Genomic DNA, 23,841 nt, shown 5'->3' with positions numbered 1-23,841 from the left:
ATATATCGGTCGCGCCGGAGAATGCGCGCTGCACCGCGAGGATCAGCGGCTGCTGCCGACCAGCGTGCCGATCTGTTCGCCGCGCATGATGCGCATCAGGTCGCCTTCGCGCGACATGTCGTAGATGCGCAGCGGGATCTTGTGGTCGCGGCACAGTGCGATCGCACTGGTGTCCATGACCTGCAGGTTGCGCTGGATGACTTCCTCGTAGGAGAGGCGTTCATAGCGCGTCGCGCTCGCATCCTTGTTCGGATCCGCCGTGTAGACGCCATCGACTTTGGTGGCCTTCAGCAGAAGATCGGCGCCGATCTCGATCGCACGCAGCGCAGCCGCCGAGTCGGTGGTGAAGAACGGGTTGCCGGTGCCTGCCGCGAATAGCGCGATGCGGCCCTTCTCGATATGGCGGATCGCGCGGCGGCGGATGAAGTCCTCGCAGACCTCGTTGATCTTGATCGCGGACATCGTGCGCGCGAAGCCGCCGGCCTTCTCGATCGCGTCCTGCATCGCCAGCGCGTTCATCACGGTCGCGAGCATGCCCATGTGATCGCCGGTGACGCGGTCCATACCGGAGGCGGCCAGTCCGGCACCACGGAAGATATTGCCGCCGCCGATCACCACGCCGACCTGTACGCCGGCGCGCTGCACCTCGATGATCTCGCGCGCGAGCCGGTGCAGCACTTTCGGATCGATGCCGTAGTCGGCGTCGCCCATCAAGGCCTCGCCGGAGAGCTTGAGCAGGATGCGCTTGTACTTGATCTCGTTCGGCATGCGGCAGCTCCTGCGTGGGCGGTGGGCAAAACCGGGGTAGTTTAGCGGGAGATCGTCCATCTGCGGCTGTTTGCACGTGCGTCGCTGCGTCGCAGCGGGAATTGGACGCGTCTCACACGGTTGCATCAGGCATTGCAGCGGTGGGACGCGACGGCGGGATCAGCCCGGATCGGCGACATGCAGTCGATCCACGGTCGACCTGCGCTGAACTCCAGCCTGGTCTGATGCTGCCTGGCCTTTCCAGGCGATGATCGCGCGTCGATTGGCGGTTCGAGTCGCGCAGGAGACAACGCGCGAGCATCCACTGGGCTGACCCGGCCGAATCGGGGGAGGTACAGTGCGCGCTCCCAGCCTTGGGAGATCCCCGTGCCGACGATCAAGACGCTGGTACTGATACTCGACCTGTGCGGCACCTTTGTCTTCGCGCTCAGCGGCGCGACCGCGGCGGTGCGGCGCCGGCTCGACCTGTTCGGTGTGCTCGTGTTGTCGTTCGCCGCGGCCAATTCCGGCGGTATCGTGCGCGATCTGCTGATCGGCGCGGTGCCGCCGGCGGCTATCGGCGACTGGCGCTATCTCGCGGCCTCGCTGGCGGCCGGCCTGATCACGTTCGGGTGGGCACCGCAGATCGAGAAGCTGCAGAACCCGGTGCGCATGTTCGATGCGGCGGGACTCGCACTGTTCGCGGTCGCCGGCGCGCAGAAGGCGCTCGCGTCCGGTCTCAATCCGGTCATGGCAGCGTTGCTCGGCATGCTGACCGGTATCGGCGGCGGCATGGCGCGCGACGTGTTGCTGGCCGACGTGCCGATGGTGTTGCGCGCCGACCTGTACGCGGTCGCCGCGCTCGCCGGTGCGACCGTGGTCGTGGTCGGCAGCACGCTGGCGTTGCCGTCGATGGCGACCACGATGGCCGGCGCGCTGTTGTGTTTCGGCTTGCGCACGATCGCGATTCGTCGCGGCTGGCAGCTGCCAGTGGCCGGTGGTTCGCGGGACGCCACGAAGACGCCGGGGAAGGATAGGGGATCCGATCGCGCCGGATAGACGCAGGACGGAGGAGGTCATTGCGCGCGCACTCGCGCATCCGCTGTGGCGCACAAAAAAGGCCGCGGAATCCGCGGCCTTTTTCGATCCCGGAGAATCAGTGACTCAGGCCAGGCCGGCCTGTTTCATGACCTCGGCGTGGAAGTCCTCTTCCTTCTTCTCGATGCCTTCGCCGACGGCGAGGCGGTACATCGCGAGCACTTCGGCGCCTTCCTTCTTCAGCGCCGCCTCGACCGTCACGTTGGTGTCGAGCACGAACGGCTGACCGGTCAGCGTCATCTCGGAGATGACCTTGTTGACCTTGCCCGAAGTGATCTTCTCGAGGATCTCGGCCGGCTTGGCCTTGTCCTTCTCGGAAACCTGGGCCAGCGCGATCTCGCGTTCCTTGGCGACGATCTCGGCCGGCACGTGCGCGGGCGAGATGTGCGGCGGGTTCATCGCGGCGATGTGCATCGCGACGTTGCGCGCGAAGTCCGCCGAGCCGCCCTTGAGTTCGACCAGCACGCCGATGCGGCCGCCGTGCACGTAGGCGCCGACCTTGTTCGCGCTGTCCACGCGTACCATGCGGCGCACCTGGATGTTCTCACCGATCTTCGCGACCAGCGTCTGGCGCGCCTGGTCGACGCTGCCGCCGCCCGGCCACACCATGTCGAGCAGTTCGCGCACGTCCGGCGCGCCGCTGGTCAATGCGACCTGGGCGACTTCGTTCGCGAACGCGAGGAAGCTCGTGTCCTTGCCGACGAAATCGGTCTCGCAGTTGATCTCGACCAGCACGGCCTTGCCGCCGTCGTGGCCGAGCACGATGCGGCCTTCGGCAGCGACGCGGTCGGCCTTCTTGTCGGCCTTGGCCAGGCCCTGCTTGCGCAGCCACTCGATCGCGGCTTCGATGTCGCCGTTGTTCTGGGTCAGCGCCTTCTTGCATTCCATCATGCCGGCGCCGGACCGCTCGCGCAGTTCCTTGACCAGCTGTGCAGTGATTTCCATGGTGTCCTCGTATAGCCGGAGCGGCGCGCGGGCGCGACGCTCGTTTCAGGAATTTCGACTCAAGCCTTTGCTCGTCATCCCGGCGAAAGCCGGGATCCATTTCTTTCGCGATGGAGAGACTGGATTCCGGCTTTCGCCGGAATGACGACTCGGTTGTTCGGTATCGAGCACCGTCGGGCCGCGATCATGCGGCCCGATCATGACGCTTACTCGGCAGCCGGGGCTTCGCCCTTGCCACCACGCGGTGCGGGGCCACGACGGCCGGCCGGCGGACGCTTGTCGCCGCCCGGCTTGCGCGGACCCGGCTTGCGGCGGTCGTCGCGCTCGCGCGCTTCCTTCTTCGCGACCGGATTGCCCTCGGCATCGAGTTCGACGAAATCGTCCTTCTCGCTCGCGGCCATCATCGGCGCAGCGGCCTTGCCCTCGAGCACCGCGTCGGCGGCCGCGCTGGCGTAGAGCTGCACCGCGCGGATCGCGTCGTCGTTGCCCGGAATCGGGTAGTCGACCAGGGACGGATCGTAGTTCGTGTCGACCACGGCGATGACCGGGATGCCGAGCTTCTTGGCTTCCTTGATCGCGATGTCCTCGTGACCGATGTCGATCACGAACAGCGCGTCGGGCAGGCGGTTCATCTCCTTGATGCCGCCGAGCGACTTCTCGAGCTTCTCGCGTTCGCGGATGCGCGACAGCACCTCGTGCTTGACCAGCTTCTCGAAGCTGCCGTCGGTGGACATCGTCTCGAGTTCCTTGAGGCGCGAGACCGACTGCTTGACGGTGCGGAAGTTGGTCAGCATGCCGCCGAGCCAACGCTGCGAGATCGACGGCATGCTGCAGCGCGCCGCTTCTTCCTTGATCGCCTCGCGTGCCGAACGCTTGGTGCCGATGAACAGGATCGTGCCGCGCTTCTGCGCGATCGCCGAGATGAAGTTCATCGCGTCGGTGAACAGCGGCAGGGTCTTTTCGAGGTTGATGATGTGGATCCTGCCGCGCGCGCCGAAGATGTACGGCGCCATGCGGGGGTTCCAGTAGCGGGTCTGGTGACCGAAATGCACGCCAGCTTCGAGCATCTGGCGCATGGTGACTTGAGGCATGGTGAAACTCCAATGCGTGGGCGCACCGCGGCTTGCAATGGATGATTGCGCGGTGAAACCCGGGGTTGGACCTCCACGTACCCGCCGCGTGCGACTCCTTGCGGAGCACCCCGAACGCGGTGACGATACGTGTGCGGATTCGGCGTTATTGCCGTTGCGGCCTTGCAGATTGCCTGCGTGACCGCATTATTCGTTTCGCTGCAACGACTTACAAAGTCGAGCGATGAAACCATAAAATTATAGCCTGTGTGGCGCGCCGTTGCCACAGGCCAGCATCCAGCGTCGAGGAACCATGCCCGTCACCGTCAAGACCCCGGACCAGATCGAGAAGATGCGTGTCGCCGGCCGCCTCGCCGCCGAAGTGCTGGAAATGCTGGTCCCGCACGTGAAGCCGGGGGTCAGCACCGAGGAGCTGGACCGGCTCGCCTACGAGCACATCGTCAATGTGCAGAAGGCGATCCCGGCCAATGTCGGCTACAAGGGGTTCCCGAAGACGCTGTGCACCTCGGTCAACCACGTGATCTGCCACGGCATCCCGAATCCCGGCAAGCTTCTCAAGGATGGCGACATCGTCAACATCGACGTGACCGTGATCAAGGACGGCTGGCACGGCGACACCAGCCGCATGTATTTCGCCGGAACGCCATCGGTGCTTGCCAGGCGCCTGGTCGACACCACGCTAGAGGCGATGCTGCTCGGCATCGGTCAGGTCCGTCCCGGCGCGACGCTTGGCGACATTGGCAACGCGATCCAGAAACACGCCGAGGCGCAGGGCTTCTCCATCGTCCGCGAGTATTGCGGGCACGGCATCGGACAGGTCTACCACGAGGACCCGCAGGTGCTGCACTACGGTCATGCCGGCGCCGGCCTCAAGCTGCAGAAAGGCATGACCTTCACGGTCGAGCCGATGGTCAATGCCGGCAAGCCGCAGACGCGCCTGCTGCCGGATGGCTGGACCGTGGTCACCAAGGACCACTCGCTGTCCGCGCAGTGGGAGCACACGGTCGCGGTCACCGACGACGGCTACGAAATCCTGACCGCGTGGCCGAGCGCGGCCTGACCTGATCGACCGATGGCGCCGCACGAGGCTGCCGCCGCACTCCTTCCAGAACTCCCGCGCCTTCCCGCGGCGCTGCCGCGCAGCGGCGTCTCCGCCGAGGCGAGGCTGGCATTGCGCCAGGTGCTCGGCGATGTCGATCGCGGCCTTGCCGGCGGATTCCGATCCGGTGTCGATACGGCCGCCCTGGTGCGGCACCGCGCACAGGCGATCGGGCGCGTCGTCACGCACGTCTGGCAGGCCTGCGTGGGCGAGGCACCCGACTGCGCGCTGTTCGCGGTCGGCGGCTTCGGCCGCGGCGTGCTGTTTCCCTATTCCGATGTCGACCTGCTGGTGCTCGCGCTGCCTGTGGCGATGCCGCGCCAGGCGCGCGCGCTGGAGGCGTTCTTTGCCTGCCTGTGGGACATCGGCCTGAAACCCGGCCACGCGGTGCGCACGCAGGCCGAGTGCCGCGAGCTCGCGGCAACGGATGTCAGCGTGTTTACCTCGCTGCTTGATGCGCGCCTGCTGGCCGGCGACGCAACCCTCACGGCTGCGCTTACGGCGATCACCAGCGATCCTGCCATCTGGCCTCCGGCGGTGTTCCTTGCCGCCAAGCGCGCCGAGCAGGCTGCGCGTCACGCGCGTTTCAACGACACCGCGTACAACCTCGAGCCGAACCTCAAGGACGGCCCCGGCGGCCTGCGCACGCTGGACCTGATGCGCTGGATCGGCCGGCGCGTCGCCGATGCCGGCGATTTCGACGCGATGGTCGAGCACGGCCTGCTCGATCCGACCGAGCGCGCGGCCTTGCAGCGTTCCGAGGCGATGCTGTGGCGCGACCGCTATGGACTGCATCTCGCGGCGGGACGCGCCGAGGAACGCCTGCTGTTCGACTACCAGCGCCGGCTCGCCGCCGAATTCGGTTACGAGGACGAGCACGAAAAGAACCTCGCGGTCGAGCAGTTCATGCAGGGCTACTACCGCGCGGCGACGATCGCCGAGCGCCTATGCGTGCAGTTCAAGGAGCGCTGCACCGAGCTGTTGGAGCCGCCCGGCGCCGTACCGCGCGAGCTGGACCGGGACTTCATCGCGATCGGACCGCGTATCGAAGTACGTGCGCCGGACCTGTTCCTGCGCCGGCCGCGCGCGATGGTCGATGTGTTCGCAGTCCAGCTCGATCATCCGGAGCTGCGCGGGTTGTCTTCCGAAACGATGCGCTTGCTGCAGCAAGCGCTCGCGCACTACGGCGACGACTTCGCGGCCGACGCACATGTGATGGCCGCGGTTCTCGCGCTGCTGCGCCACGGAGCGCCGGCCGTCGAGGCGCTCGCGCGGATGAACCGGCACGGTGTGCTCGCCGCGATCCTGCCGCCATTCCGTCGTGTGGTCGGGCGCATGCAATACGACCTGTTCCACGTGTACACGGTCGACGAACACACGCTGCGCGTGCTGCGCAATGTCGCGCGCTTCGCCGACGTGGCCGCGGCCACGGAATTTCCGATCGCCAGCCAGACCTTTGCGGCGCTGGAGAAACCCGAACTCCTACTGCTGGCCGCACTGTTCCACGACATCGCCAAGGGCCGCGGCGGCGACCATTCCATGCTTGGCGAAGAGGACGCGCGCGCGTTCTGCTCGAAGCTTGCGCTGCCCGAAGCAGACATCGATCTCGTTGCCTGGCTCGTGCGCTGGCACCTGCTGATGAGCGTGACCGCGCAGCGCCAGGACATCACCGACCCCGATGTCGTGCACCGCTTCGCGGTCCAGGTCGGCGATCGCGAGCGGCTCGATCATCTGTATCTGCTGACGATCGCGGATATCGCCGGCACCAATCCGAAGCTCTGGAACGAGTGGAAAGCACGCCTGCTCGCCGATCTCCACATTGCCGCGCGTTATGCGCTGCGCGCCGGTCTCGGGCGCCCGCCACACGCCGAGGCGCGCGCCATCGCATGCCGCGCGCGCGCGTCGGAGCTGCTCGCCGAGGCGGGACTCGACGCGGCGCGCGTGCAGCAACTGCTGGCCGGTTTTCCGCAAGCGAGTTTCCTGCGCCACCGTCCCGAGCAGGTCGCCTGGCAGGCGCGGGCGATCGCACGCACGGAGCCTGCGGGAACCGTCATCGCAGTGCAGCCGCGTTCGACGCGCGGCGGCAGCGGTGAACTGTTCGTCTGTGCCGCGGACCGTGACGGCCTGTTCGCGGCAATCACGGCGACGCTGGACCGGCTCAGCCTGAGCGTCGTCGACGCGCGCCTGCTGGTCGCGGCGGACGGTCGCGTGTTCGACACCTTCGAACTGCTCGATGCCGTCACGCTGACGGCGCCGGACGCGGCGCGTCTGGGCGATCTCGAAGCAGCGTTGAAGCGCGTGCTCGGCGCACGCGATCTGGCGCCCCGCGTCACGCGCCGCAGCCTGTCGCGGCGATTGCGCCACTTCCAGCGCGTGCCGCAGGTAGAATTCGCGGCGGTCGGCGCAGCGACCCAGCTGGCGCTGGTCTGCAGCGATCGGCCGGGTCTGCTCGCGCAGGTCGCGCAGGCGTTTCGCGAGGCACGCGTGCGCGTGCACGATGCGCGCATCGCGACCTTCGGCGAGCGCGTGGAGGATTTCTTCACGCTCACCGACGAACACAACGCCGCGCTGGCGGAGCCTGCACAGGCTGCGCTGCGCGCGATCCTGCTGCGCAGCCTCGACGTGCCGCGCGCCATCAACAATGGAAATGCACATGCAGCATCTTGAAGCATTGATCGACGACGCCTGGGAGCGCCGCACCGCGTTGGCCGATACGGAAGTCGAGACGACCTTGCGCCCGGGGATCGAGCGCGTGCTCGACGCGCTCGAGTCGGGCGCCGCGCGCGTGGCCGAACCGGACGGCAGTGGCGGTTGGAAAACGCACCAATGGCTGAAGAAGGCCGTGCTGCTGTATTTCCGCATCAGCGCGAACCGCGTTATGGACGGCGGCCCCATGGCTGCGTTCGACAAGGTGCCTTTGCGCTTCTCCGGCGCGAACGATGCGGCGTTTCGCGAAGCCGGTGCGCGCGTCGTTCCCGGCGCGCTGGTGCGCCGTGGCGCGCATGTCGCGAGGGACGCGGTGCTGATGCCGAGCTACGTGAACATCGGCGCGCACGTCGGCGCCGGCACGATGGTCGACACTTGGGCCACGGTCGGTTCCTGCGCGCAGGTCGGCGCGAACGTGCACCTGTCCGGCGGCGTCGGCATCGGCGGCGTGCTGGAACCGCTGCAGGCCAACCCGACGATCATCGAGGACGACTGCTTCATCGGTGCGCGTTCGGAGGTCGTCGAAGGCGTGGTCGTCGAAAAGGGAAGCGTGATCGGCATGGGCGTGTTCCTCGGCCAGTCGACGAAGATCTACGATCGCGCGAGCGGCGAAGTCAGCTATGGGCGCGTGCCCGCCGGCAGCGTCGTCGTCGCCGGCTCGCTGCCGGCCGCGGACGGCAGCCACAGTTTGTATGCCGCGGTGATCGTCAAACGCGTCGATGCGAAGACGCGTGCGAAGACCGCGATCAACGAGTTGTTGCGCGCTTGACGAGGCATTGCGTAGGAGCGGCTTCAGCCGCGATGCTCCCCTCAAGGGGAACGGCATCGCGGCTGAAGCCACTCCTACAAGACTATGCGAGACATTTGAGGTGACAGGGCACCCATGACAGCGAAAATCTACGGCCTGGACAAATGCGACACCTGCAAGAAGGCGCGCAACTGGCTCGACCGCCACAAGGCCGCGTACGAATTCATCGACTACCGCGCGCATCCGATTCCCGTGGCGACGCTGAAGGAATGGGCGCCCGCGCTCGGTGGCTGGGAGAAGCTGGTCAATCGCGCCTCGACGACCTGGCGCAGCCTGCCTGAGGCGCGCAAATCACCGGGCAGCGCTGCCGAGTGGACCCTGCTGATCAAGGAGTATCCTGCGCTGATCCGCCGTCCGCTGGTCGTCCTGGGCGACGGCAGCGTGCACCAGGGCTTTACCGACAAGCGGTTCGCCGAACTGTTCAAATAATCGCGTCGTTACTCCTATGTCCGCCGTCCTCGACCTGACCTGCGAACTGATCCACCGCGCCTCGGTGACGCCCGACGATGCGGGCTGCCAGGCAGTCATCGCCGAGCGTCTGGCGCGAGCCGGTTTCGTGATCGAACGCCTGCGCTTCGGCTCCGTCGACAACCTGTGGGCGACGCACGGCAGCGGCGATCCCGTGCTCGCGTTTCTCGGCCACACCGACGTCGTGCCGAGCGGTCCGGCCGAGGCATGGGCCAGCCCGCCGTTCGAACCGACCGTGCGCGGCGGCCGTCTCTACGGCCGCGGCGCGGCGGACATGAAATCCGGCGTCGCCGCGATGGTGATCGCGCTGGCCGATTTCGTGGAAGCGCATCCGCATCATCCGGGCACCGTTGCTTTGCTGCTGACCTCGGACGAGGAGGGCAGCGCGGTCGATGGCGTGCGCCGCGTCGCGGCCGAGTTCCGTCGGCGCGAGCAGCGCATCGACTGGTGCGTGGTCGGCGAACCGTCGTCTAAGGAGCGCCTCGGCGACCTGATCCGTGTCGGCCGGCGCGGATCGCTGACCGGTCGCCTGCGCGTCGCCGGCGTACAGGGCCACGTCGCGTATCCGGACAAGGCGAAAAATCCGATCCACGGCTTCGCGCCGGCGCTGGCGGCGCTGGCGGCGACACGCTGGGACGACGGCGACGATGCTTTCCCGCCGACCTCGTTCCAGGTTTCGAACATCAATGCCGGAACCGGCGCCGACAACGTGATTCCGGGCGAGTTGCGCGTGGTGTTCAACTTCCGGTTCGGCACCGCGAGCACGGAGGAATCGCTGCGTGAGCGCACCGAAGCGATCCTGCGCGAACAGGGCGTCGATCCCGCGTCCAATGGCAATCAGCTGGACTGGTGGCTGTCCGGCGAACCGTTTCTGACCCGCGCCGGCGTGCTGCGCGAGGCGACCATCGCCGCGATCCGCGAGCGTTGCGGCATCGATCAGCCGGAACTGAGCGCCGGCGGCGGCACCTCGGATGGCCGCTTCATCGCACCGCTCGGCGCCGAAGTCATAGAGCTCGGGCCGGTCAATGCGAGCATCCACAAGGTCGATGAGCACGTCGCGCTCGACGAAGTCGAACGGCTGCCAGGGCTGTATCGCTCGATCATCGAGCGTCTGCTTGCGCTTCGCGCTTGATGGCGACACGTTAGGCGGGCAGACTCGGGTTTCCCGCCGCACAGAAGGGTCTCGCCATGCGCCATCTGTTCGTTGCCGCCCCGATCGCCCTGACGTTCGCGATTCCAGTCGCCGCCGCCGTTCCGAAAGATGCGGCGCTGCACCTGACGCACGAGTGGCACGTCTCGCTCGATGCGGGCGGAAAGGTCGCATCGCTCATGGATAAGGGCGAGTTGGCGCCCGCGGTGCGCGAGCCGCTCGAACGCGCAATTCGCGGCTGGTCGTTCGAACCCGGCAGAATCGATGGCAAGCCTGTGTCGACCGAGACGACACTGACGCTGGATGTCACGTTCCTGCGTGCGACGGACGGCAACTACACCGTGCGCATCGACGACGCGAGAACAGGCGGCATCATCAATGCAGCCACCAGCAAGAAGGCCCCGCCCCGTTTCCCTCGCGATGCGGCGCGCCTCGGCCTAGTCGCACGCGTGGTCGTGAAGGCGAACTACGACGCGGACGGCAAGGTCGTCGCGGTGGAACCGCAGCCCGACCAGGGCATCAACTCGTCGAAGTCGCTACAGGCCGCGACTGTTGCCGCGGTCCGGAAATGGACGGTCGATCCCGAGCGCGTTGGCGGCCACGGCGTCGCGGCAAGCGTGATGGTACCGATCTGCTATACGGTCACGGATGGACGCGCACCGCCTGATTTTGATTGCGCATGGACGCCACCCGGGAGCCGGTCGAAGATAGACAATGGTGGCGCGTTTGCGCTGGCGCCAGCGGCGAAACTGCAGACCGACGTGATCGGCCGCACCTTGTAGTCGTCAGGACGCCGCAGTCAGCCGCTGCAACTGGTCGGCCTGATCCTCGCGCGTCAGCGCATCGATCAGTTCGTCCATGTCGCCGGCGATGATCTCGGGCAGGCGATAGAGCGTCAGGTTGATGCGGTGGTCGGTGACGCGGCCCTGCGGGAAGTTGTAGGTGCGGATGCGCTGGCTGCGGTCGCCCGAGCCGACCTGCAGCTTGCGCGATTCGGCCTGCGCGGCGCTCTGCTTGCTGCGTTCTTCGTCGAGCAGGCGCGCCTTCAGCAGCGACAGCGCGCGCGCGCGGTTCTTGTGCTGGCTGCGCTCGTCCTGGCATTCGACGACGATGCCGCTCGGCAGATGCGTGATGCGGATCGCCGAGTCGGTTTTGTTGACGTGCTGGCCGCCGGCGCCCGAGGCGCGAAAGGTGTCGACTTTGAGGTCGGCATCCTTGAGTTCGATCTCGTCGACTTCGTCGAGCTCCGGCAGGATCGCAACGGTTGCCGCCGAGGTGTGGATGCGGCCCTGCGCCTCGGTCGCCGGAACGCGCTGCACGCGATGGGTGCCGGATTCGTACTTGAGCCGCGAGAACGCGCCGTGGCCCTCGACCCGCGCGATGACCTCCTTGTAGCCACCGTGCTCGCCGTCGCTCGATGAGAGCACCTCGACGTTCCAGCGGCGCCGTTCGGCATAGCGCAGGTACATGCGCAGCAGGTCACCGGCGAAGATCGCGGCCTCGTCGCCGCCGGTACCGGCGCGGATCTCCAGGAACAGGTTGCCCTCGTCGCGCGGATCCTTCGGGATCAGCAGTCGGTTGAGATCGTCCTCGAGCGTCGCGCGCTCGGCTTCCAGCGTCGCGACTTCCTCGACCGCGAGGTCCTTGAGTTCCGGATCGCGCAGCATCGCGCGCGCCGATTCCAGCGCGCTGCCGGCCTCGTCGTAGGCGCGCAGCGATTCGGCCAAAGGGGTCAGGTGCGCGTGTTCGCGCGAGACCTCGCGCAGGCGTTTGGCATCGGCGAGCACCTCGGAACTTGCGAGCATGTGCTCGAGTTCCTCGTGGCGCTCGGCGAGTTGTTCGAGCTTGCGGCGGATGCTGGCTTGCATGGGATAAGCATACCGTTCGCCCTGAGGTATCGAAGGGCGAATCTCGAGCTGTCGAGGTTCATGAGGCCGTTCATGCTTCGATACCTCAGCACGAACGGCGTGGGATTTTGCCGCACTCTCGGAGCATTGAAGGCCGCGGCGTTGACAAACCACGACGACGGGTGGCCCGGAAACGCAGCTAATTCTCGCGCTCGCCACGCGCCGCGGGCGCAGCGTCGAACAGGCGCTCGGCAGCGCGCAGCAGTTCCTCGTCGCCGCGCAGCGCGGCCGCGCGCAGGTTCGCGCTCGGCGCGTGCAGCAGCTTGTTGGTCAGCGTGTTGGCGAGGAATTCGAGCGCTTCCTCCGGCGGCTTGCCGCGTGCGAGCAGTGCCTGCGCCTTGGCCAGTGTCTCGTCGCGGTTTGCCTCGGCAACGCGGCGCAGGTCGATGACCGGATTGTGCACGTCGAACGCGCGCCACCAGCCCATGAAATGTTCGACCGACAGCTCGATCATCGCCTCGGCTTCGAGCGCAGCCTCGCGGCGCGAGCGCAGGTTGTCGTCGATGACCTGGCGCAGGTCGTCGATCGTGTACAGATAGACGTCCTCGATCTCGGTGACGGACGGTTCGATGTCGCGCGGCACCGCGATGTCGACCAGGAACATCGGGCGGCGCCGGCGCGCCGCGATCGCAGCGGCGACCTGCTCGCGGAGCAGCACCGGCTCGCGGCTCGCGGTCGAGGCGATCACGATGTCGGCTTCGGCCAGATGCTTGCCGAGATCGGCCAGCGCGATCGCATAGCCGCCGAAGCGGGTTGCCAACGTCTGTGCATTGTCGAGCGTGCGGTTGGCGACGATCAAACGGCGCACCTTCGCCTCGGTCAGGTGGCGGGCGGCAAGCTCGATCGTCTCGCCGGCGCCGATCAGCAGCACGCAGGCCTCGCGCAGGTCCGTGAACACGCGTTCGGCGAGTCGCACCGCGGTGAACGCGACCGACACGGTGTTCGCGCCGATGCGCGTGTCCGAACGCACGCGCTTGGCGACCGCGAACGTGTTCTGGAACAGGCGCTCGAGTGGCGCCTTCAGCGTGTGCGCCTCGCGCGCGAGCGCATACGCGTCCTTGACCTGGCCGAGGATCTGCGGTTCGCCGAGCACCATCGATTCCAGCCCGGTCGCGACGCGGAACAGGTGACGCACCGCGTCGGCATCGTGGTGGCGATACAGGAACTCGTCGATGTGCGCGCTGGTCAGATCCTGATGGCGATGCAGCCACGCGGCCGGCACGCCTTCCGCGCCGGCGTCGACCGTGCAGTACAGCTCGGTGCGGTTGCAGGTCGACAGGATCGCCGCTTCGCGCACGCCGGGTTCGGCCAGCAGTCCGGCGAGCGCAGGCGAAGTCGCTTCGGGCGGAAAGGCGACGCGTTCGCGCAGCGAAACCGGGGCGGTCAGGTGATTGAGTCCGAGGGCGATCAGCGCCATGTGGAAGGGTCGAACGTAACGCGGCGGATTTCGGCGGTGATTTTGGTGGGTGTCCGATCGCGGCGGAGCAGATCAGATAAGCTAGCTGGCGCCTTCCGTTCCGGGCACGCCAGCTGCGACAAGTGCCGAGGATTGTGCGGGCGCTGGCCGGCGATATCAAGCAAGACAAGGCTTTGCATGCATCCTGTTCGCTCCCCCCAAGTCCACGAAATCCGCCGCGTTCGCACACTCCTTGTGCTGTGCATGGTCGCGCTTTGCGCGCTGCTCGTCGCCTGCGCGAGCGCGCGACCGAAGGCGCTTGTACGCGGCCCCGCGAGTCCTGCCGTTGCGCCGGTCGCGGAAGAGCACGACCTGATGCTGAAGCTGTTGGCAGCTCAGTTCGCGTTGCAGGACAACGACCTCGCTACTGGCGCGCAAGGTTTCACCGACGCGGCCGCGCTATCCGCCGATCCGGCGCTCAGCGAGGAGGCGACCCGGCTCGCGCTCTCGGTCAAGAACTGGCCGCTCGCGCAGCGCGCCCTGGCGCGCTGGCAGCAGCTCGCACCGAAGGATCCGGGCATTGCGCAGTCGCGTGCATGGATCGCGCTCGGCGAGAAGCGCACCGATGAAGCCTACACCGATCTCGACGCGCTGGCCGGGCGCGGTGGCGACGATGCCTGGCGCCTGATCGCACAGACCCTGCTCAGCGCCGGGGACAAGGCCGCGGCGGCGCAGCTGCTCGGCCGGCTCGCGACGCCGGAGCACCTTGCCGCGAAGGAGGACAATTGGGTCGCGGTCAGCCAACTCGCATTCAAGCTGGGCGACAAGGGGCTGGCGCAGCGCCTCGCCGACGCGGCGGTCGCGCGCTTCCATGGCGACGACGCCTATGCATGGCGGGCGCGGCTCGCGCTCGATCGCGGTGACAAGGCGGCCGCGCGCGCCACCTATGCCGAGGCGTTGCAGCGTGATCCGAAGAGCCTGCGCCTGCGTGGCGGCTATGCGGCCTTGCTTGCGGAGAGCGGCGACAACGCCGGCGCCGCACGCGCGCTCGCGAGCGGCCCGCAGGACGACACCACCTACGCCGCGCGTGCCGCCTATGCCGCGCGCGCCGACGACAAGCTGGCGCTGGGCGCGCTCTATCGCGAACTCAATGCGGACAAGTCGAGCCGCCAAGGCAAGCGGCTGTACCTGCTCGGCCAGGTCGCCGAGATGATCGACAAGCGCGACGAGGCGCTGGCCTGGTACCGCGAGATCTCCGATCAGGACGAACGCTGGTTCGACGCGCAGATGCGCGAGGCGGTGGTGCTCGACCAGCTCGGTCGCACCGGCCAGGCGCTCGATTTCCTGCATCAGCTCGAGGCGCAGACCGCCGAGGACAGCGACCAGCTCGGCAACACCTATCTCCTGGAAGCAGAGCTGCTCGCGCGCAAGGGGCGTGCACATGACGCGCTCACGGTGTATGCACGCGCCCTCGACACGCTGCCCGACGATCCGCGCCTGCTCTACGCGCGGGCGCTGCTCGCGGTCGACCAGGGCAATGTCGCCGCCGGCGAGAGCGATCTGCGTCGCGTTATCGAACTCCGGCCCGACGACGCCGAGGCGCTGAATGCGCTCGGCTACACACTCGCCGACAGCAGCCGCAAGGGCGACGCGAAGCAGCATGAAGCGCTCGACCTGATCCAGCGTGCGCTGAAATTGAAGCCGGACGAGCCGGCGATCATCGACAGCATGGGCTGGCTGCGCTACCGCATGGGCGATCTCGACGCGTCCCTCGCGGAGCTGCGCCGTGCCTACGCCAAGCAGCCGGATGCGGATATCGCGGCGCACCTCGGCGAAGTGCTCTGGGTCAAGGGCGAGCACGACGAAGCGCGCAAGGTCTGGGACGCGGGCCGCAGGAAGGACGCGAAGAACAAGACCCTGCTCGAGGCGATCCGGCGGCTGACGACATGATGCGGCGATCGTCGCCCCTCGTCGCGCTCGCCACGATCGCGTTGCTGCTGGCCGCGTGCGCCGGGCCGCGTGTGAAGCCGCAGCCGCCGGACGCGGAGGCGCTCGCGCGCCAGGCAGCGCGCGAGAGTGCGTTGGCGAAGCACGCCGCGTGGACCTTGCACGGCCGGCTCGGAGTCTCCGACGCGCGGGACAGCGGCAGCGGATCACTGGAATGGACGCAGGACGGCGCCGCGTTCCGCTTCAGCGTTCACGCGCCGGTGACCGGCAAGACCTGGATGCTGTCCGGCGACGCGGGCCATGCAGTGCTCGAAGGCCTGCGCGAGCAGCCAGTCGAGGGCGCCGACGCGGCCGGGCTGCTCGATCGCGAACTCGGCTGGCATGTCCCCGTCACCCAGCTGGCCAGTTGGGTGCGCGGCCTGCGAGCGCCGGGCGAAGCGCGTATCGAATTCCGCACCGATGGCCTGCCGGCCGAGATCGACCAGGACGGCTGGAAGGTGCAATACCTCGATTACGACGAGCGCCGTGATCCGCCGCTGCCGAGCAAGGTGTTCGCGAGCAAGGGCGATACCCGGGTACGGCTCGCGATCCGCGACTGGACGCTGCAGTGAAGTCGGATCCGTCGGCTGCCGGCGGGGGTGGCTGGAGCGACTGGCCGGCGCCGGCCAAGCTCAACCTGTTCCTGCACATCACCGGCCGTCGCGCCGACGGCTATCACCTGCTGCAGACCGTGTTTCAGCTGCTCGACTGGGGTGACACAGTGCGCCTGCGCGTGCGTACCGACGGCGAGGTCCGGCGCGTCGACCCACTGCCCGGTGTCGCCTCGGACGATGATCTTGCGGTGCGCGCGGCGCGCGCGTTGCGGACTGCGTCCGGCAGCCGGCTCGGCGCGGACATCGCGATCGACAAGCGGATTCCGCTCGGCGGCGGCCTCGGCGGCGGCAGCTCCGATGCAGCGACCACGCTGGTCGCGTTGAATGCGTTATGGGAGGCGGACCTGGACGAGGGCGAACTGGCTGCGATCGGACTCGAGCTTGGCGCCGACGTGCCGGTGTTCGTGCGCGGGCATAGCGCCTGGGCCGAGGGCATCGGCGAGCGGCTGAGTGCAATCGACCTCGCTGAGCGCTGGTACGTGGTCGTCGACCCCGATGCGAAAGTGCCGACTGCCGACCTGTTTCGCGCGCCAGAATTGACACGCGACGCTCCGCATCTGACAATTCCGCTCTTTGTTTCGGGCGCCACGACGGTCAATGTGTTCGAGCCGGTCGTGCGCGAACGCTTTCCAGCGGTGGCGCGTGCGCTGGACTGGCTGAACGGTCACGGCGAGGCGCGGCTCAGCGGTTCGGGTGGTTGCATTTTTGCACCGGTCGAATCCGCCAAGGCAGGAGCGGCGATCGCCGCGCGGTGCCCGCCGGGCCTGCGCGGGTATGTCGTCCGCGGCACGGCACGGTCGCCGCTGCTGGCGCGGCTGCATGAATGGCGTCAGGCGCTGGCGTAGAGGTTTCGGTTGGGGCGTCGCCAAGTGGTAAGGCACCGGGTTTTGATCCCGGCATTCGCAGGTTCGAATCCTGCCGCCCCAGCCATTCGTGGTGTCGATGTGTTGGTGAAGCGATGCCTGGATGCATCTGCCCGCGGATCGGGCGCAGTGGTCGATCCAGCGAAGGTGAGCCGGGCAGATGTGCCGGGCTCGCCGCGCCGGGAAGAAGTCCGGGATGGACTGAATCCCGGTAATCAGGCAACGGAGTAGAGCAGCGTGGACACCAACATGGGCGCATCCGGCATTCTGGTCTTCACCGGCAATGCCAATCGCGAACTCGCCGCGGCGATTTGCGCGGAACTGAACGTGCCGCTCGGCAAGGCACTCGTCGGCCGCTTCAGCGACGGCGAGGTGCAGGTCGAGATCGAGGAGAACGTCCGTCGCCAGGAGGTCTTCGTCGTGCAGCCGACCTGCGCGCCGACCGCGGACAATTTCATGGACCTGCTGGCGCTGATCGACGCGCTCAAGCGCGCATCGGCCGCCAGCGTGACCGCGGTGATCCCGTATCTCGGCTACGCGCGCCAGGATCGTCGCCCGCGCTCGGCGCGCGTGCCGATCACGGCGAAGGTCGCGGCGGAGATGATCGGCGTCGTCGGCACCGACCGCGTGCTGACCGTCGACCTGCACGCGGACCAGATCCAGGGCTTTTTCGATATTCCGCTCGACAACGTGTACGCCTCGCCAGTGCTGCTTGCGGACATCTGGCGCCACCACGGCAAGGACGACCTGATCGTGGTCTCGCCGGACGTCGGTGGCGTGGTGCGTGCTCGCGCCATCGCGAAGCGACTCGATGACGCGGACCTCGCGATCATCGACAAGCGCCGCCCGCGGCCGAACGAGGCGACCGTGATGAACATCATCGGCGAGGTCAAGGACAAGGTCTGCGTGCTCGTGGACGACATCGTCGACACCGCCGGCACGCTGTGCGCGGCGGCGGCGGCGCTGAAGAAGCATGGCGCGCGCAAGGTCGTCGCCTACTGCACGCATCCGGTGCTGTCCGGGCCGGCAATCCGCAACATCAGCGGTTCGGCGCTCGACGAACTGGTCGTCACCGACACAATCCAGCTGTCCCCTGAAGCGAAGGGCTGCGGCAGGATCCGCCAGCTCTCGGTCGCGGAACTGCTCGCCGAAACGATCCGCCGCATCGCCTATGGCGAGTCGGTGAGTTCGTTGTACGTCGATTGATTGACAGGCTGAGGGCCTTCGGCCCTTCGCCCTGAAGCGAAGCTCCCCTGGTCGCGGGGGAGTCACCCAGCCGCCGCGAGGCGGCCCAACTGCGAGAAGGCAATACGAAAATGGCAAAGACTCACGAAATCAAGGTTGAAAAGCGCAACGATGAAGGCAAGGGTGCGAGCCGCCGCCTGCGTCGCGCTGGTTTTGTCCCGGCGATCGTCTACGGTGGCGAAGTGAAGCCGGTCAGCATCCAGCTGCTGCACAACGATGTCTGGCACGCCAGCCAGAACGAGTGGTTCTATTCCTCGATCCTCGACCTCAGCCTGGGCGGCGACGTGCAGAAGGTGCTTCTGCGCGACATGCAGCGCCATCCGTTCAAGCAGCTCGTGCTGCACCTGGATTTCCAGCGCGTCAACGAGAACGAAGCGATCCGCGTGCGCGTGCCGCTGCACTTCATGAACCAGGAAGCCTCGCCGGCCGGCAAGACCTCGGGTGTCGTCATCACCCACGAGATGAACGAAGTCGAGATCTCCTGCCTGCCGAAGGATCTGCCGGAATACATCGAGATCGATCTGTCGGCGCTGAAGACCGACGAGATCGTGCACCTGTCCGACCTGAAGCTGCCGGCGGGCGTGGAGATTCCCGAGCTGCGCTTTGGCAAGGAGCACGACCACGCGGTCGTCGTCGCGAAGGAAGTCCGCGAGGAAGTCGAAGCGGCTCCGGTTGCGGCCGAAGGCGAAGCGGCGGCTGCCGCTCCGGCGGGCGCCACTGCCGCCGCCGCTCCGGCGAAGAAGGACGAGAAGAAGTAATCCTCTCTTCTATGAAGTATCGCGGTTGCGCGCAGCGCAACGATCGCTCCCCCTCTCCCGCCTTGCGGGAGAGGGCAAGGGGTGAGGGGGCTCTCGCATGACAGGCTTGCGCCTCATCGTCGGCCTCGGCAATCCTGGGGCCGAACATCTCCGGACGCGGCACAACGCCGGTTTCTGGCTGGTCGACGCACTCGCCCAGCGTGAAACAGCGCGTTTCGGCATCGAGTCCAAGCTGCGCGGCGAGACCGCGAAGGTCGTGCTCGCCGGCGAACCGCTGTGGCTGCTGAAGCCGACCACCTACATGAACGCGAGCGGCGCCTCGGTCGGTGCGGCGCTGCGCTACTGGAAAATCGAGCCGGAGGAGATGCTGGTCGTCCACGACGACCTTGATCTGCCACCGGGCGCGGCGCGCCTCAAGTTCGACGGGGGGCACGGAGGCCAGAACGGCCTGCGCGACCTGTTCGCGCATATCGGCCACGGCAGGTTCCACCGGCTGCGCCTGGGCATCGGGCATCCCGGCCACAAGGACCGCGTGACCGGCTGGGTGCTCGGGCGTCCCTCCGCCGCAGACGAGGCGGCGATCATCGATGCGGTCGCGCGTTCGCTCGACGTGCTGCCGCTGGCGGTCGCGGGCGAGTTCGATCGGGCCATGAAAGAGTTGCACACGAACAGCCGGGATTCGTGATTGGTGATTGGTGATTCGGAAACGCGAAAACCCTTCGCAACTCCGACGGTTCCGTCCCGCCCATCCTGCTGTCACGAGTCACCAATCACGAATCCCCAATCACGGACTTCAAGACATGGGCATCAAATGCGGCATCGTCGGCCTGCCGAACGTCGGCAAGTCGACTCTCTTCAACGCGCTGACCAAGGCCGGCATTGCGGCGGCGAACTTTCCGTTCTGCACGATCGATCCGAACATCGGCGTGGTGCCGGTTCCGGATCCGCGCCTGGCCGCGCTGGCCGGCATCGCCAAGCCGCTGAAGATCATCCCGACCTCGATCGAGTTCGTCGACATCGCCGGCCTCGTCGCCGGCGCGTCGAAGGGCGAGGGACTCGGCAACAAGTTCCTCGCGCATATCCGCGAGGTCGACGCGATCGCGCATGTGGTGCGCTGCTTCGAACATCCGGACATCGCGCACGTCGCCGGCAAGATCGATCCGATCTCGGACATCGACACGATCGACACCGAGCTGGCGCTGGCCGACCTCGAGTCGGTCGACAAGGCGCTGAACCGGGTCGAGCGTGCCGCCAAGGCGAACGACAAGGAAGCCATCGCGAAAAAGCCGGTGCTGCAGAAGCTCGCCGCCGGTCTCAATGAGGGCAAGTCCGCGCGCAGCCTTGGGCTGGACGAGGACGAGAGAGCGCTGGTGCGCGACCTGTTCCTGCTGACCCTGAAGCCGCTGATGTACATCGCGAACGTCAAGGAGGACGGTTTCGAGAACAATCCGCATCTGGACAAGGTGCGTGCACGCGCGGCGGTCGAAGGCGCCGAAGTCGTACCGGTCTGCGCCGCGATCGAGGAGGAGATGGCTCAGCTCGAGGACGCCGACCGCGACGAATTCCTGAAGGACCTCGGCCTCGACGAGCCGGGCCTGAACCGCGTGATCCGCGCCGGCTACAAGCTGCTCGGCCTGCAGACCTATTTCACGGCCGGTGAGAAGGAAGTCCACGCCTGGCAGGTGAAAAAGGGCTCGACCGCGCCCCAGGCGGCCGGCGTGATCCACACCGACTTCGAGCGTGGCTTCATCCGCGCCGAAACGATCGCCTACGACGACTACATCAAGTACAAGGGCGAGGCCGGCGCCCGCGATGCCGGACGCCTGCGCCTCGAGGGCAAGGAGTACATCGTCAAGGAAGGCGACGTGCTGCATTTCCGCTTCAACGTGTGACCGAGCACGGCGCTCCAGCAGATTGCGAAAGCCGTGCGGTCAGCACTGCGATCGCGATCCGCCTGGCAGGTGTCGCTGACGCGGCGGCGATCAGCGCGCTCATCTCGCGGTTGACGCGCGAATACGTGCTGCCGGACCAACCGGAACCTGCGGCGGAGACGCTGCGCGCATGGATGGCGCCCGACGCGGTTGCAGCGCGCATCGCGGCCGGACACCGGCATCATCTGGCCGAGATCGGGTCTGCGCTGGCCGGCGTGGTCGCGACGCGCGACAACGCACACATGCATCTGCTCTTCGTCGATACGCCGTTCCAGCGCCGCGGCCTAGCACGTACGCTCTGGCAGTCCGCGCTCGCGGCCTGTGTCGAGGCGGCGCGACCGGAACGCATCACGGTCAATGCATCGGCATTCGCAGTGCCGATGTATCTGCGCCTCGGCTTCGAGGTCGTGCAGCCGGAGCGATCCGAGAACGACATCGTCTCGACCCCGATGGTGTTCCGCGTGAGCGGGCGCGGGACGGGTTGAGGGCGGATTCGGCGGTCGGAAGCATGCGGCCCGGCCGTTCGCAATGACGGATCCTAGTCGAACCCGTTGGCGAAGATCAGGTCGCTCATCGGGGCCAGGCTCAATCTCGCGGTGTTGTTCGTGCTGTTCGGATCGGTTACCGGCGGCGAGACGATCGCGGTCGCCGCATTGACGAGCGTGCCCGTCGCGCTGGCGGCCACCGTGCCGTTCACCGTGTAGGTGACTTGGCTTCCGGCGGGCAGGCCGACGGCTTGCGCGATGTTGCCGGAGCCTGCTGCCCCGCAGCTTGCGCCGCCGCTGGCCGTGCAGGTCCACATCACGCCGGTATAGGCCGCAGGGAAGGTATCCGTGACGTTGGTGCCCGGCGCCGCGGCCGGTCCCGCGTTCGAGACCGTGATCGTGTATTGGAGGGTCGAGCCAGCCGTATACGATGGTGGAGCGGCGGTCATCGTCACGGCCACGTCCGCGCTGTTGGAACTCGCCTGGCAGTTGACCACAGCGCGGATGACCCAGTTGCCGTTGACGTGCGCGTCGGCGTTGGACATCCAGGCGTAGGTGCTCCCGCTGATGTTGGCGTAGATCGCGTTTCGGTTCGGCTGGAGGCCAGCGGCATCGTCGACGACGCTTGGGCCCTGAGTCGGGTCGGGCGCCTGGGCGAAGGTCAGCGCGACAACGAAGGTTTCGTTCTGGATGACCGGCACGCTGAGCGGAATCGTGTTGTTCGTATCGAGATAGCGATATTCGTTGATGACGCCGTCAGTCAGCTGAGGGCCGATGATCCGCTGCGCCAGCGTGCCGGGATTCGGGAACGAGCCGGAACGGTAGATATCAACGGAACCCTCGACACTCTGCGCTGCACCGCCGGTCAGCGAGCGCCAGAACACCTGTGCAGCGACGATGTTGCCGTCGCAGGGCGTGGTCAGCCATGCCGCAGCTTTTTCGCCGGCGACAAACCCGGCCTGAATGGCGCCGCTGGTATTGTTGGCCAGGGAGTCGTTCTTTACGGTCACTTCGGCGGCGCCAGCGCCGCCGGCGAAGACGAGCGCGAATCCCAGCGAGATTCCCGTGCGCATTCCCGTGCCCCTGTGGTAGCGACCGAGTGGTCGGCGCGGCCAGCTTACGAGCGCGGCACCTGCCGAGACGCGACTGCGATCACACAAATATTGGCCAAGGCGCTAGGCTACGCGCCCCTCGCGATTTTCCGGAGTCCCCATGCCAGGCCAGCAGCGCCAGGTCGAGTTCCGTTTCCTGGCCGAGCCCACGGACGTCAATTTCGGCGGCAAGGTACACGGCGGCATGGTCATGAAATGGATCGACCAGGCCGGCTACGCGGCTGCGGTCGGCTGGAGCGGCCGGTACTGCGTGACGGTGGCGGTCGGCGGCATCCAGTTCGTCGCGCCGATCCTGATTGGCGACCTGGTCACCGTGCGCTGCAAGCTGATCCACACCGGCAACTCGAGCATGCATTTCGCGGTCGACGTGACGGCGCGCGATCTCAAGACGACCGCGGAGCGCCTGGCGACCAGCTGCGTGATCATCTTCGTCGCGCTGGATGCCCCCGATGGCAAGCCGACTGCCGTGCCATCCTGGCAACCGGCCAGCGACGACGACCGCCGCCTGGCCGACTACGCGCAGCGCCTGCTCGACCTGTCCAAGGCGATGGAGGCGGAAGTGGCGCGGTTCAGGCCCGCGCTGCAGAGCTGAAATCCACCGGCGCGCTGCACGTGCGGACGCGCAGTCGTCGGGTTTGCCTGCCAAGCTGTTAAATTGGGCGTCTCAGAGCCTTGACAGTAGGCGGTCCTGGAAAGGAAAATGCGCGGCTCCGTGTCGTAGGGATATCCAAGCGGCCATCTTCGGTGGTTCGACCCAATTTGCCGGGAGCGAACTTGAGCGCGACGCGAAGCGGCGCGGCCCGAAGGGCGGAGGACAGGAAAGCCCTGAGGTAATCCCCTCCCGGGCTGGCAGGGCAGGAAGCGATAGGTCGAAGAATTCAGAAATTGTTGGAGGGATACCCAAGCGGCCAACGGGGGCAGACTGTAAATCTGCTGGCTTACGCCTTCGGTGGTTCGAATCCACCTCCCTCCACCAGGCAAGCAAGACCCGATGGACGTACCAGCCATCGGCGCAATACCCAAGCAGGTCGTTCCGGCGCGGGAGTAGTTCAATGGTAGAACCTCAGCCTTCCAAGCTGATTGTGCGGGTTCGATTCCCGTCTCCCGCTCCATTGAACCGCCCGCGAGGTTTTGGCTCATTTTGAAAAGTCCAGCATGGATGCTGGTCTGTTCTTTGCGGTCAGGAGGACCGCTGAAATAAACCGCTCACGTAGCTCAGTCGGTAGAGCACCTCCTTGGTAAGGAGGAGGTCGATGGTTCGATTCCATTCGTGAGCACCATTCAAGAGCGTCACCGATTCATCGTTTTCCCGGTTGGTTTCGCCGGGTTCGTCTCCACCTAAACCGTTTCATCAGATCGGGGTTTTTCGGCATGTCCAAGGAAAAATTCGAGCGCAAGAAGCCGCACGTGAACGTGGGCACGATTGGCCACG

At 66.9% G+C, this 23,841-nt stretch carries 22 protein-coding genes and 4 tRNA genes; 20 read left to right on the top strand and 6 right to left on the bottom strand.

From position 1 onward, the window contains the following. Nucleotides 1-42 precede the first annotated feature (42 nt). On the bottom strand, nucleotides 43-768 hold the full coding sequence (gene pyrH / locus ABD002_RS17205) for a UMP kinase (protein WP_343793365.1): 726 nt from the start codon (nucleotides 766-768) through the stop codon (nucleotides 43-45). A 375-nt stretch (nucleotides 769-1,143) separates the two neighbouring features. Between pyrH and ABD002_RS17200 the strand changes: the two genes are divergently transcribed. Next, nucleotides 1,144-1,806 (top strand): trimeric intracellular cation channel family protein, encoded by a 663-nt coding sequence (locus ABD002_RS17200; RefSeq protein WP_343793744.1) that lies wholly within the window; start codon nucleotides 1,144-1,146, stop codon nucleotides 1,804-1,806. A 105-nt stretch (nucleotides 1,807-1,911) separates the two neighbouring features. On the opposite strand, the gene tsf is transcribed toward ABD002_RS17200, so the two are convergent. Beyond that, nucleotides 1,912-2,790, bottom strand: a complete 879-nt coding sequence (tsf, locus tag ABD002_RS17195; RefSeq protein ID WP_343793363.1) for a translation elongation factor Ts — start codon at nucleotides 2,788-2,790, stop codon at nucleotides 1,912-1,914. A gap of 206 nt (nucleotides 2,791-2,996) precedes the next feature. Further along, complete coding sequence (gene rpsB / locus ABD002_RS17190) at nucleotides 2,997-3,881, bottom strand: 30S ribosomal protein S2 (RefSeq protein WP_343793361.1); 885 nt, start codon at nucleotides 3,879-3,881, stop codon at nucleotides 2,997-2,999. A 292-nt stretch (nucleotides 3,882-4,173) separates the two neighbouring features. Here rpsB and map point away from each other — a divergent pair, with 292 nt between their 5' ends. The 6 genes from map to ABD002_RS17160 all read left to right on the top strand — a co-directional run bounded on the left by map (nucleotide 4,174) and on the right by ABD002_RS17160 (nucleotide 10,894). After that, nucleotides 4,174-4,941 (top strand): type I methionyl aminopeptidase, encoded by a 768-nt coding sequence (gene map, locus ABD002_RS17185; protein WP_343793359.1) that lies wholly within the window; start codon nucleotides 4,174-4,176, stop codon nucleotides 4,939-4,941. Between the two features lie 12 nt (nucleotides 4,942-4,953). Beyond that, on the top strand, nucleotides 4,954-7,647 hold the full coding sequence (glnD, locus tag ABD002_RS17180; RefSeq protein ID WP_343793357.1) for a [protein-PII] uridylyltransferase: 2,694 nt from the start codon (nucleotides 4,954-4,956) through the stop codon (nucleotides 7,645-7,647). Further along, the gene (gene dapD, locus ABD002_RS17175) at nucleotides 7,634-8,455 is read left to right on the top strand and encodes a 2,3,4,5-tetrahydropyridine-2,6-dicarboxylate N-succinyltransferase (protein ID WP_343793355.1); all 822 of its coding nucleotides are present in this window, start codon (nucleotides 7,634-7,636) and stop codon (nucleotides 8,453-8,455) included. The genes glnD and dapD overlap by 14 nt, the downstream gene beginning before the upstream one ends. A 114-nt stretch (nucleotides 8,456-8,569) precedes the next feature. Then, nucleotides 8,570-8,923, top strand: coding sequence for a Spx/MgsR family RNA polymerase-binding regulatory protein (locus ABD002_RS17170; protein ID WP_343793353.1), 354 nt, complete (start codon nucleotides 8,570-8,572; stop codon nucleotides 8,921-8,923). Between the two features lie 16 nt (nucleotides 8,924-8,939). Then, on the top strand, nucleotides 8,940-10,094 hold the full coding sequence (gene dapE, locus ABD002_RS17165; protein ID WP_343793351.1) for a succinyl-diaminopimelate desuccinylase: 1,155 nt from the start codon (nucleotides 8,940-8,942) through the stop codon (nucleotides 10,092-10,094). A 56-nt stretch (nucleotides 10,095-10,150) separates the two neighbouring features. After that, nucleotides 10,151-10,894 carry an energy transducer TonB gene (locus ABD002_RS17160; RefSeq protein WP_343793349.1) on the top strand — a complete coding sequence of 248 codons (744 nt, stop codon included), beginning with the start codon at nucleotides 10,151-10,153 and terminating at the stop codon, nucleotides 10,892-10,894. A 3-nt stretch (nucleotides 10,895-10,897) separates the two neighbouring features. On the opposite strand, the gene prfA is transcribed toward ABD002_RS17160, so the two are convergent. Both prfA and hemA read right to left on the bottom strand, forming a co-directional pair. Then, nucleotides 10,898-11,980 (bottom strand): peptide chain release factor 1, encoded by a 1,083-nt coding sequence (gene prfA, locus ABD002_RS17155; RefSeq protein WP_343793347.1) that lies wholly within the window; start codon nucleotides 11,978-11,980, stop codon nucleotides 10,898-10,900. A gap of 178 nt (nucleotides 11,981-12,158) precedes the next feature. Further along, the gene (gene hemA / locus ABD002_RS17150; RefSeq protein WP_343793345.1) at nucleotides 12,159-13,436 is read right to left on the bottom strand and encodes a glutamyl-tRNA reductase; all 1,278 of its coding nucleotides are present in this window, start codon (nucleotides 13,434-13,436) and stop codon (nucleotides 12,159-12,161) included. Nucleotides 13,437-13,679: 243 nt separating this feature from the next. On the opposite strand from hemA, the gene ABD002_RS17145 reads away from it, so the two are divergent. The 9 genes from ABD002_RS17145 to ABD002_RS17105 all read left to right on the top strand — a co-directional run bounded on the left by ABD002_RS17145 (nucleotide 13,680) and on the right by ABD002_RS17105 (nucleotide 21,297). Then, nucleotides 13,680-15,365, top strand: coding sequence for a tetratricopeptide repeat protein (locus ABD002_RS17145; RefSeq protein WP_343793343.1), 1,686 nt, complete (start codon nucleotides 13,680-13,682; stop codon nucleotides 15,363-15,365). Then, nucleotides 15,362-15,973: a lipoprotein insertase outer membrane protein LolB gene (gene lolB / locus ABD002_RS17140; protein WP_343793341.1), complete on the top strand. Its 612-nt coding sequence runs from the start codon at nucleotides 15,362-15,364 to the stop codon at nucleotides 15,971-15,973. The genes ABD002_RS17145 and lolB overlap by 4 nt, the downstream gene beginning before the upstream one ends. After that, nucleotides 15,970-16,860: a 4-(cytidine 5'-diphospho)-2-C-methyl-D-erythritol kinase gene (ispE, locus tag ABD002_RS17135; RefSeq protein ID WP_343793339.1), complete on the top strand. Its 891-nt coding sequence runs from the start codon at nucleotides 15,970-15,972 to the stop codon at nucleotides 16,858-16,860. Before lolB ends, ispE begins: the two co-directional genes overlap by 4 nt. A 10-nt stretch (nucleotides 16,861-16,870) precedes the next feature. Beyond that, nucleotides 16,871-16,945, top strand: a tRNA-Gln gene (locus ABD002_RS17130). Nucleotides 16,946-17,127: 182 nt separating this feature from the next. Beyond that, complete coding sequence (locus ABD002_RS17125; RefSeq protein ID WP_343793742.1) at nucleotides 17,128-18,084, top strand: ribose-phosphate diphosphokinase; 957 nt, start codon at nucleotides 17,128-17,130, stop codon at nucleotides 18,082-18,084. Nucleotides 18,085-18,194: 110 nt separating this feature from the next. Then, nucleotides 18,195-18,881, top strand: a complete 687-nt coding sequence (locus tag ABD002_RS17120; protein ID WP_343793337.1) for a 50S ribosomal protein L25/general stress protein Ctc — start codon at nucleotides 18,195-18,197, stop codon at nucleotides 18,879-18,881. Between the two features lie 97 nt (nucleotides 18,882-18,978). Beyond that, a complete protein-coding gene (gene pth / locus ABD002_RS17115) occupies nucleotides 18,979-19,566 on the top strand; it encodes an aminoacyl-tRNA hydrolase (RefSeq protein ID WP_343793335.1) in 588 nt (195 codons plus the stop codon). 115 nt (nucleotides 19,567-19,681) lie between these two features. Then, nucleotides 19,682-20,773 (top strand): redox-regulated ATPase YchF, encoded by a 1,092-nt coding sequence (gene ychF / locus ABD002_RS17110; RefSeq protein WP_343793333.1) that lies wholly within the window; start codon nucleotides 19,682-19,684, stop codon nucleotides 20,771-20,773. Next, nucleotides 20,770-21,297, top strand: coding sequence for a GNAT family N-acetyltransferase (locus tag ABD002_RS17105; RefSeq protein WP_343793331.1), 528 nt, complete (start codon nucleotides 20,770-20,772; stop codon nucleotides 21,295-21,297). The genes ychF and ABD002_RS17105 overlap by 4 nt, the downstream gene beginning before the upstream one ends. A 53-nt stretch (nucleotides 21,298-21,350) precedes the next feature. On the opposite strand, the gene ABD002_RS17100 is transcribed toward ABD002_RS17105, so the two are convergent. Continuing rightward, entirely contained in the window at nucleotides 21,351-22,370 is a 1,020-nt protein-coding gene (locus ABD002_RS17100) for a DUF11 domain-containing protein (protein WP_343793329.1), read from the bottom strand. Between the two features lie 139 nt (nucleotides 22,371-22,509). On the opposite strand from ABD002_RS17100, the gene ABD002_RS17095 reads away from it, so the two are divergent. The 4 genes from ABD002_RS17095 (at nucleotide 22,510) to ABD002_RS17080 (ending at nucleotide 23,689) form a co-directional block, all read left to right on the top strand. After that, a complete protein-coding gene (locus ABD002_RS17095; protein ID WP_343793327.1) occupies nucleotides 22,510-23,001 on the top strand; it encodes an acyl-CoA thioesterase in 492 nt (163 codons plus the stop codon). 298 nt (nucleotides 23,002-23,299) lie between these two features. After that, nucleotides 23,300-23,385: transfer RNA gene (locus ABD002_RS17090), tRNA-Tyr, on the top strand. A gap of 62 nt (nucleotides 23,386-23,447) precedes the next feature. Next, a tRNA-Gly gene (locus tag ABD002_RS17085) sits at nucleotides 23,448-23,521 on the top strand. A 92-nt stretch (nucleotides 23,522-23,613) separates the two neighbouring features. Continuing rightward, nucleotides 23,614-23,689: transfer RNA gene (locus tag ABD002_RS17080), tRNA-Thr, on the top strand. The last annotated feature ends 152 nt before the right edge of the window (nucleotides 23,690-23,841 follow it).

The organism is Dokdonella soli (assembly GCF_039523175.1).
Classification (GTDB): domain Bacteria; phylum Pseudomonadota; class Gammaproteobacteria; order Xanthomonadales; family Rhodanobacteraceae; genus Dokdonella_A; species Dokdonella_A soli.
This window is presented reverse-complemented; position numbering and strand designations above follow the sequence as displayed.